This window comes from Corallococcus caeni, from assembly GCF_036245865.1.
Taxonomy (GTDB): Bacteria; Myxococcota; Myxococcia; order Myxococcales; family Myxococcaceae; genus Corallococcus; species Corallococcus caeni.
Genome location: NZ_BTTW01000008.1, coordinates 220,114 through 234,512, shown reverse-complemented (window position 1 = coordinate 234,512; position 14,399 = coordinate 220,114). Strand labels below are relative to the sequence as shown.

At 71.1% G+C, this 14,399-nt stretch carries 11 protein-coding genes; 5 read left to right on the top strand and 6 right to left on the bottom strand.

Features of this window, described 5'->3' with window-relative positions; all coding sequences use genetic code 11:
- The first annotated feature begins 73 nt into the window (after window positions 1-73).
- Together AABA78_RS30215 and AABA78_RS30210 are read left to right on the top strand one after the other, a co-directional pair.
- Entirely contained in the window at window positions 74-3,364 is a 3,291-nt protein-coding gene (locus AABA78_RS30215; RefSeq protein ID WP_338268445.1) for a Kelch repeat-containing protein, read from the top strand.
- Between the two features lie 36 nt (window positions 3,365-3,400).
- A complete protein-coding gene (locus AABA78_RS30210) occupies window positions 3,401-5,119 on the top strand; it encodes an OmpA family protein (protein ID WP_338268443.1) in 1,719 nt (572 codons plus the stop codon).
- Window positions 5,120-5,264: 145 nt separating this feature from the next.
- On the opposite strand, the gene AABA78_RS30205 is transcribed toward AABA78_RS30210, so the two are convergent.
- Complete coding sequence (locus AABA78_RS30205) at window positions 5,265-6,038, bottom strand: HAD family hydrolase (RefSeq protein ID WP_338268440.1); 774 nt, start codon at window positions 6,036-6,038, stop codon at window positions 5,265-5,267.
- Between the two features lie 104 nt (window positions 6,039-6,142).
- Here AABA78_RS30205 and AABA78_RS30200 point away from each other — a divergent pair, with 104 nt between their 5' ends.
- Complete coding sequence (locus tag AABA78_RS30200; RefSeq protein WP_338268437.1) at window positions 6,143-6,703, top strand: sugar O-acetyltransferase; 561 nt, start codon at window positions 6,143-6,145, stop codon at window positions 6,701-6,703.
- A 6-nt stretch (window positions 6,704-6,709) separates the two neighbouring features.
- Here the strand turns inward: AABA78_RS30200 and AABA78_RS39290 are convergent, their stop codons facing one another.
- Entirely contained in the window at window positions 6,710-6,907 is a 198-nt protein-coding gene (locus AABA78_RS39290) for an aromatic-ring hydroxylase C-terminal domain-containing protein (protein ID WP_338268435.1), read from the bottom strand.
- A complete protein-coding gene (locus AABA78_RS30190) occupies window positions 6,841-8,277 on the bottom strand; it encodes an FAD-dependent monooxygenase (protein ID WP_338268433.1) in 1,437 nt (478 codons plus the stop codon). The genes AABA78_RS39290 and AABA78_RS30190 overlap by 67 nt, the downstream gene beginning before the upstream one ends.
- A gap of 128 nt (window positions 8,278-8,405) precedes the next feature.
- Between AABA78_RS30190 and AABA78_RS30185 the strand changes: the two genes are divergently transcribed.
- A complete protein-coding gene (locus AABA78_RS30185) occupies window positions 8,406-9,104 on the top strand; it encodes a TetR/AcrR family transcriptional regulator (RefSeq protein WP_338268430.1) in 699 nt (232 codons plus the stop codon).
- Between the two features lie 14 nt (window positions 9,105-9,118).
- Here the strand turns inward: AABA78_RS30185 and AABA78_RS30180 are convergent, their stop codons facing one another.
- The 3 genes from AABA78_RS30180 to tgt form a co-directional block, all read right to left on the bottom strand.
- Entirely contained in the window at window positions 9,119-9,823 is a 705-nt protein-coding gene (locus AABA78_RS30180) for a transglutaminase domain-containing protein (RefSeq protein WP_338268427.1), read from the bottom strand.
- A gap of 180 nt (window positions 9,824-10,003) precedes the next feature.
- A complete protein-coding gene (locus AABA78_RS30175; RefSeq protein WP_338268424.1) occupies window positions 10,004-11,197 on the bottom strand; it encodes an excinuclease ABC subunit UvrC in 1,194 nt (397 codons plus the stop codon).
- A 129-nt stretch (window positions 11,198-11,326) separates the two neighbouring features.
- Window positions 11,327-12,496, bottom strand: a complete 1,170-nt coding sequence (gene tgt, locus AABA78_RS30170) for a tRNA guanosine(34) transglycosylase Tgt (protein ID WP_171411962.1) — start codon at window positions 12,494-12,496, stop codon at window positions 11,327-11,329.
- A 235-nt stretch (window positions 12,497-12,731) separates the two neighbouring features.
- Between tgt and AABA78_RS30165 the strand changes: the two genes are divergently transcribed.
- Window positions 12,732-14,330 (top strand): ABC-F family ATP-binding cassette domain-containing protein, encoded by a 1,599-nt coding sequence (locus AABA78_RS30165; RefSeq protein ID WP_338268420.1) that lies wholly within the window; start codon window positions 12,732-12,734, stop codon window positions 14,328-14,330.
- Window positions 14,331-14,399 lie beyond the last annotated feature (69 nt).

The window sequence follows — 14,399 nt, the reverse complement described above, 5'->3', positions numbered from 1 at the left end:
TCCGGAGTGTTCACGTCGAGCGGCGGGCCAACGGTCACGTTCGCGCCAGCCCTCGCGGATCGGGGTTTCATCGATGCGATCACAACGCGCTGTCTGGAGCGGGCTCCTGGTGTTCTGCGCGAGCCTGGGCCTTCTGTCGTGCGGCGGCAACGAGCGCCCGGCACCGGAGGGCGCCGGCGCCGCGACCTCCCGTCTCGCGACGGCGCCGGCCTGGTACGCCACCGCGTCCATGGCGGGGCCCCGCGCGCAACACGCGGCCGTCCTGCTCCCGGACGGGAAGCTGTTGATCATCAACGGCGTCAACCGGACCGGGTTCGTGACCACGGCGGACCTGTATGACCCGGCCACCGGCGCCTGGACCTCCGCGGGCGCCACCGGCATCCAGGGCAACATCACGCAGGCCGTGCTGCTGCCCACCGGCAAGGTGCTGGTGTTGACCGACGGCTCCGCCGCGGGACGTCTCTACGACCCCGCGACGGGCGCCTGGACCGCCACGGGCAACATGTCCACCACTCGCAGCACGCCCACGCTCACGCTGCTGGGCACGGGGCAGGCGCTGGTCGCGGGCGGCACCGGCGCTGGCGGCGTCCGGCTCACGTCGGCGGAGCTGTATGACCCGGTCGCCAACGCCTTCGTCCCCACCGGCGCCATGACCCTGGGCCGCAACGCGCACACCGCCACGCGGCTGCGCGACGGGCAGGTGCTCGCGGTGAGCGGCTTCAGCGGGGCCGGCGAGGTGCCCGGCGCGGACCGCTACAACCCCGCGACCGGCACCTGGACCGCCGCCGCGGCCCCGCTGGTCGCCCGTCACTACTTCACCAGCACCCTGCTCCCCGACGGCCGCGTGCTCGTCGCGGGCGGCTTCGCGGCGGGCGGCGCGACGACCCAGTCGGAGCTCTACGACCCGGTGGCCAACACCTGGACCGCCACGGGCAGCCTCGCGTTCCCGCGCGCCGGCCACATGGCCACGCTGCTTCCCGACGGCCGCGTCCTCGTCACCGGGGGTAGCGTCTCCAACTCGGTGCCGCAGATCGAATCGGAAATCTATGATCCCGCCACCGGCACCTGGGCCGCCGCGGGCACGATGAACGTCGCCCGCGAGAACCACACCGCGACGCTGCTGCCGAACGGCAAGGTGTTCATCGCGGGCGGCTTCGCCTCGGCCCCCGCCCTGACCTTCTACGCGGAGACGGAGGTCTACGATCCCGCCCTGAGCCGGTGGTCGCCCGCGGGCGCCATGGGCACGCCCCGGACCGACGCGGCGGTGGCGCTGCTGCCGTCGGGTCAGGTGCTCGTCGCGGGCGGCCGCGGCCAGTTCACCTCGTCGTCCGCGGCGGAGCTGTATGACCGCGCGAGCAACTCGTGGACCGCCCTGCCCGCGCTCGCCACGCCGCGCGAGCGCGCCACCGCCACCGTGCTGCCTTCGGGGCAGGTCCTGATCGTGGGCGGCCGCAACACCAACACCTCCACGGCCTCCGTGGAGCGCTTCGATCCCACCACCAACACCTGGCTGCCCACCGCGACGCTGTTGGGCACGCGCCACCTGCACACCGCCACGCTCCTGCCGGATGGCCGGGTGCTCGTCGTCGGTGGCCAGAGCAACACCACGGTGCTCGGAAGCGCGGAGGTGTACGCGCCCGACACGAATACGTGGACCCCGGCCGGCTCGCTCGCCACGGCGCGCGCCGGACATCGCGCCGTGCTGCTCCAGAACGGCCGGGTGCTCGTCGTCGGCGGACACGGCGGCGGCGGCTCGGAGCTGGCCTCGGCGGAGATCTATGACCCCGCCACCAACACCTGGGCCGCGGCGGCGAGCCTCGCGGGCGCCCGCGACGAGCTGACGCTGACGCTGCTGCCGTCGGGCCAGGTGCTCGCGGCGGGCGGCATCGCGGCCTTCACGGAGCTGACGACCTCGGAGCTGTACACGCCCGGCACGAACTCCTGGGCCTCGGTGGGCGCGCTCACGCAGCCCCGCTGGCTGCACTCCGCCACGCTGATGCCCAACGGCAAGGTGCTGGCCGCGGGCGGCATCACCACGAATGGTGACTACGCCAACACGGCGGAGGTCTACGACCCCATGCTCCGCCGCTGGCTCAACGTCGCGGACCCCACCACCGCGGGGGGGCTGGTCACCGTCGCCCTGCCCTCGGGTGAGGTCCTGCTGACGGGCGGCCTCGCCACCCCCAACGCGGAGCTGTTCGATGACACCGGCGCCCTCCCCGCGTGGCGGCCCACCGTGACGAACCCGCCGACCTTCGTCGCCGGCTGCCCCACCGTCCTGGAGGGCCTGCTGTTCCGGGGCATCTCCGGTGCGAGTTCTGGCAACAGCGCCGACTCCTCTACCGACTTCCCCCTGGTGCGGCTGCGGGCCGCCGAGGGCGGGCGCCTCTGGACGCTCCCCAGCAGCGACACCTCGGCCACGCGCGCGACGGTGACGGTCCCCACCGGCACGCCGGTGGGCACCTACGGCCTCTCCGTCTTCGCCAACGCCATCCCCGGCGGACGCACGGTGACCGTCGTCGCCAACCGCCCCCCGACGGCGGCGGACCAGACGGTCACCGTCCCGAAGGACACGGCGGTGGAGCTCGGCCTGAACGGCACGGATCCGGACCCCGGCCAGGTGTTGACCTGGACCATCGTCACCCAGCCGCAGCACGGCACGCTCGGCACCAGCGCGCAGGGGCACCTCGCGTATACGCCCGCGCCCGGCTACGTGGGCCCTGACAGCTTCACCTACCGGGTTCGGGACTGCGTCGACGACAGCAACCTCGCGACCGTGACCCTCAACGTGGTGGATGCCGTCCCGACCCTCACCTGTCCCGCGAACGTCACCGCGGAGGCGACCGGTGCGGACGGCGCCGACGTGACCTACGACCCCGCGGTCCTGGAGCCGGCGGGGCTCCCGGTGATCTACTCGCAGGCGTCGGGTTCGCGCTTCCCGCTGGGCACCACGACGGTCACCGCGACCTCCAGCGGCCTCACCTGTTCGTTCCAGGTGACGGTGCAGGACACCACGGCTCCCGCGCTCACCTGCCCCGCCGACGTCCTGGTGGGCCCTGGCGAGCCGGTGACGTTCAACCCCACGGCCACGGACGCGGTGACGGCCTCGCCGACGGTGACGTCGTCGCCCGCGTCGGGCAGCACCTTCGCGCCGGGCGCCACGCAGGTCACCGTCACCGCCACGGATGCCGCGGGCAACACCGCGCAGTGCACGTTCCAGGTCCGGGTCCAGGCGGAGGTCGTGGAGATCGCCGGCGGTGGCTGTGACAGCACCGGCGGCACCACGTCCGCGCTGGCGCTCCTCGCCGCGCTGGCGGCCTGGAGTCAGTCGCGCCGCCGTCAGAACCCGGCTGGGGAGAACTGAGACATGCGCTCCTTCTTTTCTCGAATGGACCTTCCCTTGCGTACAAAGGCACAGAGCTGGGCGCTGGCCGCGCTGCTGGCCACCGCCGTCTCCCCCGCCGCGTTCGGACAGACCACCACGAGCCCGCTCAGGCCGCTGGACCTGGAGCGCCTGCGCTTCCAGCCGGCGGCGACGGACTCGATGCTGGTGGACACCGGCCGCGTGCTCCCCGAGGGCGGCTACCGCCTGCTCCTCATGGTCAACTACGAGCGCGGCATCCTCCTGCTCCAGGGCAGTGACGGGCTGGAGCGCTCCATCCTCCACTACCGCACCGCGGGCTGGCTGGCTGGCGCGTGGTCGCCGGTGGACCGGTTGGAGTTCTCCGCGAAGCTGCCCGTCATCATCGCGCAGGGCGGCCACGGCGCGGAGCAGCTGGTCGGCGTGAGCGAGCCGGACTCGTTCGGCCTGGGCACGCCGGAGCTGGGCGTGCGCTACGAACTGCTGCGGCGGGAGGAAGGCGCGCCGGTGTTCCTGGGCCTGGGCCTGGACATCGGGCTGCCGGGCGGCACGGCGGACGCGTTCGGCCGTCAGGCGGGCTGGGCGGGGTTCCAGGTGGCGCCCCGCGTGTCGGTGAGCCGCGAGCTGGGGCCCGTGGTGCTGGGCGCCAACGCGGGCGTGCGGATCCGCTCCAAGGAAGTGGAGCCGGGCCGCGACGTCGGCACGGAGCTGGAGCAGGGCGTGGTGGTGGCCACGCGCGGCAAGGGGCTGCGCGGCGAAATCGCGCTGCAGGCCGCCGAGTCGCTCGTGGAGTCGGACTTCGCGCTGGAGCTGCTGGGCGGCGTGCGGCTGCCGGTGGGCGCGGGCTTCGAGGCGTTCGCGATTGGCGGGCACGGCTTCACGGACATCCCGGGCACGCCGTCGTTCCGCCTGGGCGCGGGCATCGCGTACGCGAACGAGCCCGAGCCCGTGGACCGCTGCCGCACCGGCCGCAGCCACACGCCGGAGCAGTGCCCCAACGAGGATGACGACGGCGACGGCGTGGCGAACAAGGACGACCGCTGCCCGCTGGAGTCCGGCTCCGTGGAGAACAACGGCTGCCCGGACAAGGACTCGGACGGCGACGGCGTGGTGGACCGTGAAGATCAGTGCCCGAACGAGGCCGGTCCGTCGTCCGAGCGTGGCTGCCCCGTGAAGGACACCGACAAGGACGGCGTGCCAGACAAGGACGATGCCTGCCCGAACGAGGCCGGCCCCGCGTCCGAGCGCGGCTGCCCCGTGAAGGACACGGACAAGGACGGCGTGCCGGACAAGGACGACGCCTGCCCGAACGAGGCCGGTCCCGCGTCCGAACGTGGCTGCCCCGCCAAGCAGCAGAAGCCGCCCGAGGAGCCCAAGCCCCAGCCGCAGGAGGAGAAGCCCGCGGAGGAGACGACGTCGCCGCTGGAGCACATCGTCCAGTTCCCGGTGAACCAGTCGGAGTTCCAGGAGAACGAGCAGCAGCAGCTGGATGCCATCGCGGCGTACCTGAAGGCGAATCCGAAGCTGAGCATCCGGATTGAAGGCCACACGGACAACAGCGGTCCGGAGGAAGCCAACCGCACGCTGAGCCAGCAGCGCGCGAACCGCGTGCGCGCGTACCTCATCCAGAAGGGCATCGCGGGCTCGCGCATGGAGGCGAAGGGCTTCGGCCCCGACCGTCCGCGCGTGTCCAACGAGACGCCGGAAGGCCGCAGCGCGAACCGCCGCGTGGAGTTCGTGCCCGTGTCGGAGCGCTGACCTCCGCCCGCATCGACGTGACGCCGCTTCGTGGTCACCCGCGAAGCGGCGCGCGGGAGTTCGTCCCCGTCTCCGGGCGCTGACACTCCCGCACGCAGCAACGTGCGCCGCTTCGTGTTCACCCACGAAGCGGCGCACAGCCGTTTCAGGCCTCTTCGGGATGCAGCTGCACCAGCGCCGGCAGCTCCGCCGCGCGGTCCCGCAGCCGGACCTTGGGGCGGATGGCCACCGGAACGCGGGCCGCCGCGAGCAGGTCCAGGTCGAACACGTTGTCGCCGAAGGCGGCGTAGAGCGGCCGGTCCGTGCGCTGCCTCAGGCAGGACACCTTGCCGGGGCCGTAGGGCACGGGCTCGAAGACGGACGTCTGCAACCGTCCGCCCTCCTCCTTCGGCGTGCACGCCAGCACGAACTCGGACGTGAGCCCCACCTCGCGCACGGCCGCCTCCACCACCGCGCGCGGCGACGCGCTGACCACGTAGCAGTCCACGCCCTGCCCGCGGGCCCACTCCACCACGCGGCGAGCCTCCGGGTGGATGCGGCGGGCCACGTCCTTGCGGGCCACCACCTCCTGGGCGAAGCCGCGCATCTCCTCCGCGTGCCAGCCCGCGAAGATCCACGCCATCATCTCGTAGGTGGCCTTCTCCGGCAGCCGCCCGGCCTCGAACGCCTTGAACAGCGCGTGCGCCAGCGTCACCGCGTCCGGATGCGCCTCCACGCCATGGTGGGCGCCCAGCCGCTCCAGCGCCACGCGGGCCTCGGGCCGCACGCCGCCGTGCTCCAGCAGGGCCATGAACAGGTCATCCCCCACGTCCCCGCTCCACAACGTGCCGTCCCCGTCGAAGGCCAGCACGCCGTCCGGCGTCCGCTCCACCTCGCGACGGATGCGCTCCAGCGTCTCCTCGACCCGCTCGATCCTCATGGGCGCCATCCTCGCTGGCCTGACTGTCCAGTGTCATCCGGGTCCGCGAAGCCGGGCCACGGGCTGTTCACCAGCGACGTGGAGGTGTGACTACCCTCCAGGGCATGGCACGGACCGAGAAGGAGAAGATGCTCGCGGGGGAGCTGTACCTCGCCACCGATCCACAGCTGATGGCCGAGCGGGCCCGCGCCCGCAAGCTCCTGCGCCGCTACAACCAGTCCACCGAGGATGAGCTGCCGGAGCGGGAGAGCCTGCTCACCGAGCTGCTGGGCAAGGTGGGCGCGGGGACGTGGATCGAACCGCCCTTCTATTGCGACTACGGCGAGCACATCCGGCTGGGCGAGCGCGTCTTCATGAACTTCCAGTGCGTCATCCTGGACTGCAACACGGTGACGATTGGCGACGACGTGTCCTTCGGACCGGGCGTGCAGGTGTACGCGGCCACGCATCCCCTGGACCCGGATGAGCGCATCAAGGGCCCGGAACTGGGCCGCGCCATCACCATCGGCTCGAAGGTGTGGATTGGCGGCGGCTCCATCATCTGCCCGGGCGTGACCATCGGAGAGGGCTCCACCATCGGCGCGGGCAGCGTGGTGACCCGGGACATCCCGCCGTATGTCTTCGCCGCCGGCAACCCCTGCCGCGTCATCCGGAACCTCCGGTAACGGCGCTCAGCCCATGCGCGTCGAGGAAGCGCACTTCGCCAGGGACTCGCGGAGCGCATCGAGCGGCGAGTCCGGAAGGTCGACCGAGCGCCAGGCCACGTAGCCATCCGGGCGGATCAACGACGCGCCTCCCGCCTTCAGCCCGAACGCGCTCCGGAACGCCCCGCGTCCAGCGGCCGCACGTCCCCGCCCATGCGCACGCACTCCAGCGCGAGGCCTGACGCCCTTGCGACGCGCGCCACGGCCGACTCCCACCGCGCGTCCTCGGTGAGGAGCACCCACGTCCGCTGGAGCAGGTCGAGCGTCGACACCCGCTCACCGCCCTTCTCCACCCAGAGATGGGGCGCGCGCGTGCCGGGCTGACCGGCCCACTGGTCGGGCCGGGCCGCGGGCGGCAGCGTCGCGTCCGTGCCCAGCACCGCGTCCGAACGGTAGAGCTGACCGAACTCCATGGCCGCGTCGTCGAGAATTGGCGCGTCGCTACCCGGCGCCGCCATGGGCTTGAAGTCGTCGCGCGCGAAGATCTGCTGGTGCCTCAACCATGCGATGGGCCGCCGTTCGGCGTCATACGTGTCGAGCAGCCGGGGCGACGCCGCGCCGGAGTGCACCGCCGCCAGCTTCCACGCCAGGTTGTGCGCATCGTCGATGCCCGTGTTCGCCCCGTAGCCGCCGCGGTTGGGCGGCAGCGTGTGCGCGGCGTCTCCCGCGAGGAACACCCGGCCGGAGGCGAAGCGGTCCGCGATCAGCGCGCTGATCTCCCAGCGGCCCGTGGTGAGCACCTCGACCGGCAGGTCGTCCCGGCCAATCGCCCGGGCGATGATGGCCCGGAGCTCGGCGTCATCCAGCTCGCGGTCCTCCCGGTGGATCAGCAGCCAGCGGCCGTCACCGTAGGTGGTGAGGAACGCCTCGAAGTCCGGCTGCACGATGTTGAACTGCGAGACGCCCGCCTTCAGGTACTCCTGCAACGGCGCCCGGAAGATGGCGCTGCGCGCGGTGCGCATGAGCCCCCGCCCGCTCCGGCCAATGCCGAGCGCCTCGCGGACCGGGCTTCGATGTCCGTCCGCCGCGACCAGGTAGTCGGCCCGCAGCAGCTCCTCCTGGCCGTCGCGGCCGCGCAACCACGCGACGACGCCGTCAGCGCTCTGCTCGAACCGGACCAACTCCGTCCCCAGCCGCAGGTCCGCGCCCAGCGCGAGCGCCTGCTCCCGGAGGATGGGCTCCAGGCGATCCTGCGCCATCGCCGCACCCCGGCACGGCGAGAACTCCAGGTCGGGCACGTTCCGGTCCTCCGGCGTCCAGGCGGACTCCTCGAACCACTGTCCGCTCAGGCTCTCCGCCCGGACCCGCCGCAGCCGCATTCCTGGAGGCGCCTGGGGGATGCGCGCGCCCAGGCCCACGGCGCGGAACAGTTCCAGGGTCCGGGGCGTGAAGCCGATGGCGCGGGGATGCGGATGGCTCCCCGGATGTCGCTCGACCACCACGGTCGGAACACCTCGCCACGCGAGGAACACCGCGGCTGACAACCCCACCAGACTGCCACCCACCACGAGCACCGCCGTCGACTTCGTCTCCATCGCCATCTCCGATTCGCCGTATCCTTCAATACAGTGTATCTCCGGATACGGGTTGTCAATGTGGCCGGAAATGGGCAAGACGGAGGGCGATGAGCCCTGGACGCAAACCGAGTGCGAAGAAGCCCCCCGTGGTCTGGGAGCGCCCCGAGCCCGCCCAGAGGCCCCCGCCGGTCCCGCTGAGCCGGGAGGCCATCGTGCAGGCGGCCATGGGGCTCGCCGACAAGGAGGGGCTCGACGCCGTGTCGCTGCGCAACGTGGCGGCCGCGCTGGAGGCCGGCCCCATGCGGCTCTACGGCTACGTGGCCACGAAGGAGGAGCTGCTCGAGCTGATGGTGGACGAGGTCTACGGGGAGATGGCCGCGGACGGCCGGCTGCGCGGGGACTGGCGCAAGGCCCTGCGCGCCGTCGCCCACCGCATGCGGCGGGCTTCACGCAAGCACCCGTGGTTCACCGGCCTGCTGGGCGGCCGTCCCCACCTGGGCCCCCACGCACTCGCGCACCTCGAGGCGGCACTGGCCGCGCTGGGGGACACGCCGGGGTTCGAGGACATCGACACCGTCATGCACGCCCTGCGAACGGTCAACGCCTACGTCATCGGCGCCATCCAGTCCGAGGCCAGCGAGCTGCGCTCCGAAGTCCAGAGCGGCAAGACCAAGACGGAGTGGCAGAACGCCACGGGGCCCTACCTCCAGCGGATGCTCGCCACCGGCCAGTTCCCGATGCTCGCGAGGGTCATGCAGGACGCGACGCACCCGCCCCTGGACGCGCTGTTCGACCAGGGCCTGGAGTGCGTGCTCGACGGGATCGCGGCGCGGCGCTCACGCTGACCCGGCGGGAGACGTCAGCCCACGGCCTGGTGGGTCTCGGTGACGCCCTGGTACTTGTAGGCGCCGCCGTCGTACGGGGTGATGGCGTCGTCGGCCTTCTTGGTGCAGGCCGCGGCGGTGGGGTCGAAGGCCTGGAACTGGCCCTTGTCGTCCTTGAACTCCACCCACGCGTGAAGGCCCTGGTCCGTGTTGCCGAAGGCGACGCGCGCCTCCACGCCAGCCTGCTCGAAGCGCTGCTCGGCCTCGATGGCCATGTCCACGCAGACGCCAGACTTGGACGCGTCGAAGTTACCGGCGTTCTTCATGGCGGCATCCCACGTCTTGCCGCCCGAGTAGTCGTACTTCCAGGACGTGGCCTCCTTCGCGATGTCCTGGGCCACCTGATCCGCGCTCTTGCCGGAGGACGGGCCCTTCGCGCCCTGCGGCTTGGACGGCTCGAAGCTGTCGCGGTTCCGGTCCTGCTGGAAGCTCTGTGAGGGGGTGGGCTTCGGGGCCGGGCCCTTCGCGCCCTCGCCCTTCAGCAGGGCCTCCTTGGTCAGGCCCAGCTCCTTCAGCAGCTTCGCGAACTCCTGGGGCTGCTTCGCGGAGTCCACCGTCTTCACTGGCTTGCCCTCGGGGGTGACGACCTTCACCACGACATTCCGAGGGGCCTGCGCGGCTTCGGAAGGACGCATCGCGCACGGGTTTGAGGACGGACGCGGCAGGGAGGAGATCGCCATGGGACAGGGCCTCGATGGAAACAGCGGGGATGTCGGTCCCATGAGCACGGCGTGTGCCAGCGCTCGTGCGCCTTGGAGTGAGCGCCAACCCCCTGTGATTCCAGGCCCCGTGGGCCTGTCCACGTCAGCGAAGGCCCTCACCGCTGATGACTGTCGTTGGAGGGGTGATGGCTGGCGTCATCACCCTGCCGGCTCAGCGGCGCCGTCAGGCTCCGGGGGCTCCTGCTCCTCCGGGCCCTCCACGGTGCGCTCCAGCGTGCGAGCGAGCGCGGCACGGGCCTCCGCCGCCTCCTCGAAGGGCTCATCGCTTCCAGCCCGCGCCGGGGCAGGCACCGTCGCATCCAGTTCCTCCGGGTGCAGGCGGAACCACTTCGCGACGAGCATCAGCTCCTGGGCCTCCTGCGCGCGGAGGCCCATCGCCTCCGGCTCCGGCATGGCGAAGATGTCCCGCACCCGCGCGTCCAGCGCCGCGTGCTCCTCCATCGTCCGGGGCGCGGGGACCTCCGCGCGGATCCGTCCCCGCCTGAGCACGTACGTGCGGTCCTCGCCGCCGTGCCCGCGCACCGTGTAGACCAGCGACAGCCGCCGCAGCGTGCGCCCCAGCTCGACGATCCACGCCTGGACGTTCTCCAGCCGCTCCGCGCGGTCGCGGAGCTCCGCCGCGTACTCGAACTGGAGCCGCCGCGCCGCCATCGCCATGCGCTCGCGCAGGATGACCAGCGGCCGGTCCGACTCGCCGTTGAGGAACGCCCGCGCCAGCGCGACCTGCGCCTGGTACTCCGCCGTCGTGCACCCGGCCGCGCACGGCGAGAGGCACCGCGCCGTCTGCCCGCGCATGCACCGCGGGTCGTCCTTCATGGGGAAGAGTTGAATCTGATCCGCCAGCCGCATGGGCGTCTCGGACGGACAGTCGCGCAGCTCCAGCAGGTCGTTCACCGCGCGCACCACGTCCGCCATGGTGTGCCGGCCGTGGAAGGGCCCGAAGTACTCCGCGGTCCCGCCGCCGCCGGGCTGCCCCACCACGCGCAGCCGGGGCACGGCCTCGCGCGTGAGCTGGAGGAAGCAGTGCGCGCGGTCGCGCTTGTGCTCCACGTTGTAGAGCGGCCGGTGGCTCTTGATGAGCCGGAACTCGTGCAGGAGCGCCGCGAACTCGCTGGCCGTGTACTCCCACTCCACCTGGTGCGCCTGGGAGACGATCTCCCACGCCTTCTCGCCCTCGTCCGCGCGGAAGTACGACAGGAGTCGCGTGCGCACCCGCACGGACTTGCCCACGTAGAGCAGCTCACCGGCGGGACCGAAGAACCGGTACACGCCGGGCCGGTTCTCCGCGCTCGCGCGGACGTGACTCAGGAGGGTGGCGGTGCGCGGGTCCATGCGGCGAGAGCGCCGGGCCTACGCGCCCGGGCACCGCAGGCTAACCCGCCACGTCCCGCCATACCGCCGTCCGCGTCAGGCCTTCTTCAACCCGGCCGGGGGGCGGCCAGCGGAACGCGCGCCCGAGGCTCAGCCCACGTCCTTCAACGTCATCGCGGTGGCGGCGGCCTCGTCCTTCAGGTCCTTGGGCGTGGCGATGGCCGACTTCAGCTCGCGGTACGTCTGCGCGTAGCCGTTGCGCAGGATGCCCTCGCGGATGCGCTCCATGAGCTTCTGGTAGTGCCGCACGTTGTGCACCGACAGGAAGCGCGAGCCCAGGTGGTGCTTGCCGCGCATCAGGTGCTGCAGGTAGCCGCGCGAGTAGCGCTTGCACACGTAGCAGTCGCACTCGGGGTCGAGCGGCCCGTCCTCCAGGCGGTACGCGGTGCGGGTGATGCGCACCAGCCCCTGGAACGTGTACGCGTAGCCCTGCTGCGCCATCTTCGTGGGGATGATGCAGTCGAACATGTCCACGCCGCGCAGCACCGCCTCCAGAAGGTCCGTGGGCGTGCCCACGCCCATCAGGTAGCGCGGCTTGTCCTGCGGCAGGGACGCGGTGGCGCGCTCGGTCATCGTGTCGCGCTCCACCTTCGTCTCCCCCACCGCCAGCCCGCCGATGGCGAACCCGTCGAAGGGCAGCTTCGTGAGGAACGCGGCGCTCTCGTCGCGCAGGGCCGGGTGCACGCCGCCCTGGACGATGCCGAACAGCGCCTGGCCCGTGGCGCGCTTCTCCTTCGCGGCCAGGCTGCGCACGGCCCAGCGGTGGGTGCGCTCCATGGCCTCGCGGGTGCCGGCCTCGTCCGTGCGCGAGTCGATGCACACGTCCAGCACCATCATGATCTCCGAGTTGATCGCCTGCTGCATGGCGATGCTCGACTCGGGGCTCAGGAGCTGGCGGCTGTTGTCGTAGAAGCTGCGGAAGTGCGCGCCCTTCTCCGTGATGAGCCGGTCCTCCGGCAGGGAGAAGATTTGAAACCCGCCCGAGTCCGTCAGCACCGCGCCGTCCCACTGCATGAACGGGTGGATGCCGCCGAAGCGCTCGAACACCTCCGGGCCGGGCCGGAGCATCAGGTGGTAGGTGTTGGCGAGGAGGATCTTCGCCCCCGTCTCCTTCACCTCCTCCATGCCGAGGTGGCGGAAGCCGGCGTGGGTGGCCACCGGCATGAACATCGGCGTGGGAAAGGACCCCTTGCGGGTGTGCAGGATGCCCGTGCGGGCGCCGGTGGGGTCGGTATTCAGGAGTTCGAAGCGGACGGCCATTGCCGGGCCTTATACCCAGCCTGCCCGTCCGAGGGCACCCGCTTCCTGGGGACGCCTGCCTGGTCCCCGGGAGGCCGTTCCTCCCAGGGAAGGCTCCGTTTTCCCTACCCGGCCCCCAGGGGCGGGGTCGGAAGCCGGCATTTCCGGGGCGTGGCGGCGGTTACATTGGGTCCTCCGGTACACGATTCACCGCGCGTCTTGGGTCGCCGCGCCATTTCCGTTACAAGCCGCCGCCATGTTCAACGTCATCAACGTCTCCAAGGCCTACGGGCCCAAGAAACTTTTCGAGGAGGTCAACGTCGCCTTCTCGCCGGGCCGTCGCTACGGCCTGACCGGTCCGAACGGGGCCGGCAAGTCCACGTTCATGAAGATCCTCGCGGGTGACGAGGAGCAGGACATGGGCGAGATCATCCGCCCGCGGAAGCTGGGCATCCTGCGCCAGGACCACTTCCGCTACGAGAACGACCGCGTCATCGACGTGGTGCTGATGGGCAACCGCCACCTGTGGGCGGCCATGGACGAGAAGAACAAGCTCCTGGCCAAGGCCGACATCACGGAAGAGGACGGCAACCGGCTGGGTGAGCTGGAAGGCGTCATCGCGGAGGAGGACGGCTATTCCGCGGAGAGCGACGCGGCCACGCTGCTGGCGGGCCTTGGCATCGAGGAGTCCTTCCACGAAGAGCCCATGCGCCAGCTCACCGGCGGCCTGAAGCTGCGCGTGTTGCTCGCGCAGGCGCTGTTCGGCAAGCCGGAAGGGCTGCTGTTGGACGAGCCCACGAACAACCTGGACATCGACTCCATCCGCTGGCTGGAGAACTTCCTCCATGCCTACGAGGGCGTGCTGATCACCATCAGCCACGACCGGCACTTCCTGAACTCCATCTGCACGCACATCGCGGACATCGATTACGAGACCATCATCCAGTACACGGGTGGTTACGACGACATGGTCCGGCAGAAGTCGCAGCTGCGGACCCGGGTGGAGTCCGAGACGGCGGAGAAGAAGAAGAAGATCGCCCAGCTGCAGGACTTCGTGGCGCGCTTCCACGCGGGTACGCGCGCGTCGCAGGTGCAGAGCCGCATCAAGCAGATCGACAAGCTGAAGACGGAGGACCTGAAGCGCTCGAACATCGCGCGGCCGTTCATCCGGTTCGACCAGAAGGTGGTCAGCGGCCGGCAGACGCTGATGTTCGAGGGCCTGAAGAAGTCCTTCGACGGGGTGCCGGTCATCAAGCCGTTCAAGGGGCTGGTCTGCAAGGGCGAGCGCATCTGCGTCATCGGCCGCAACGCGGTGGGCAAGTCCACGCTGGTGAAGATGCTGGCGGGGCAGCTGGAGCCGGACGCGGGCACCATCACCTGGGGTCACCAGGCGACGGTGGGCTACCTGCCGCAGGACCACCACGGCGTCATCCACAAGGGCACGACGTGCTTCGGCTACCTCCGGGAGATCAGCGAGAAGCTGACCAACGAGGAGATCTCCGGCGTGCTGGGCCGGATGCTCTTCTCGGGTGAGGAGCGGATGAAGCCCACGGACACGCTCTCCGGTGGTGAGACGGTGCGCGTGCTGTTGTCCAAGCTGATGATCATGCAGGACAACGTGCTGATTCTCGACGAGCCGACGAACCACCTGGACCTGGAGTCCATCGCGGCGCTGGCGGAAGGCCTGTCGAAGTTCGAAGGCACGGTCATCTGCGTGACGCACGACCAGGAGCTCATCTCCGAGGTCGCGACCCGCATCTGGAGCCTGGAGCAGGGCAAGGAAGTGCTCGACTTCAACGGCCCGTATTCGGAGTTCATGGAGAAGCACGCGGACGCGGCGCAGAAGCGCCGGTAGTCCTTCGTCACATCCGTAGGCAGTGCCAAACGCCGCCCGTTTCCGGTCCTCCGGAAGCGAGGCGGCGTT

Coding starts and splice junctions, on each gene's coding strand:
- AABA78_RS30215 (WP_338268445.1), top strand. CDS start 74: ATGCGATCACAACGCGCTGTCTGGAGCGGGCTCCTGGTGTTCTGCGCG.
- AABA78_RS30205 (WP_338268440.1), bottom strand. CDS start 6,038: ATGAGGATCGAGCGGGTCGAGGAGACGCTGGAGCGCATCCGTCGCGAG.
- AABA78_RS30200 (WP_338268437.1), top strand. CDS start 6,143: ATGGCACGGACCGAGAAGGAGAAGATGCTCGCGGGGGAGCTGTACCTC.
- AABA78_RS30190 (WP_338268433.1), bottom strand. CDS start 8,277: ATGGAGACGAAGTCGACGGCGGTGCTCGTGGTGGGTGGCAGTCTGGTG.
- AABA78_RS30180 (WP_338268427.1), bottom strand. CDS start 9,823: ATGGCGATCTCCTCCCTGCCGCGTCCGTCCTCAAACCCGTGCGCGATG.
- AABA78_RS30175 (WP_338268424.1), bottom strand. CDS start 11,197: ATGGACCCGCGCACCGCCACCCTCCTGAGTCACGTCCGCGCGAGCGCG.
- tgt (WP_171411962.1), bottom strand. CDS start 12,496: ATGGCCGTCCGCTTCGAACTCCTGAATACCGACCCCACCGGCGCCCGC.
- AABA78_RS30165 (WP_338268420.1), top strand. CDS start 12,732: ATGTTCAACGTCATCAACGTCTCCAAGGCCTACGGGCCCAAGAAACTT.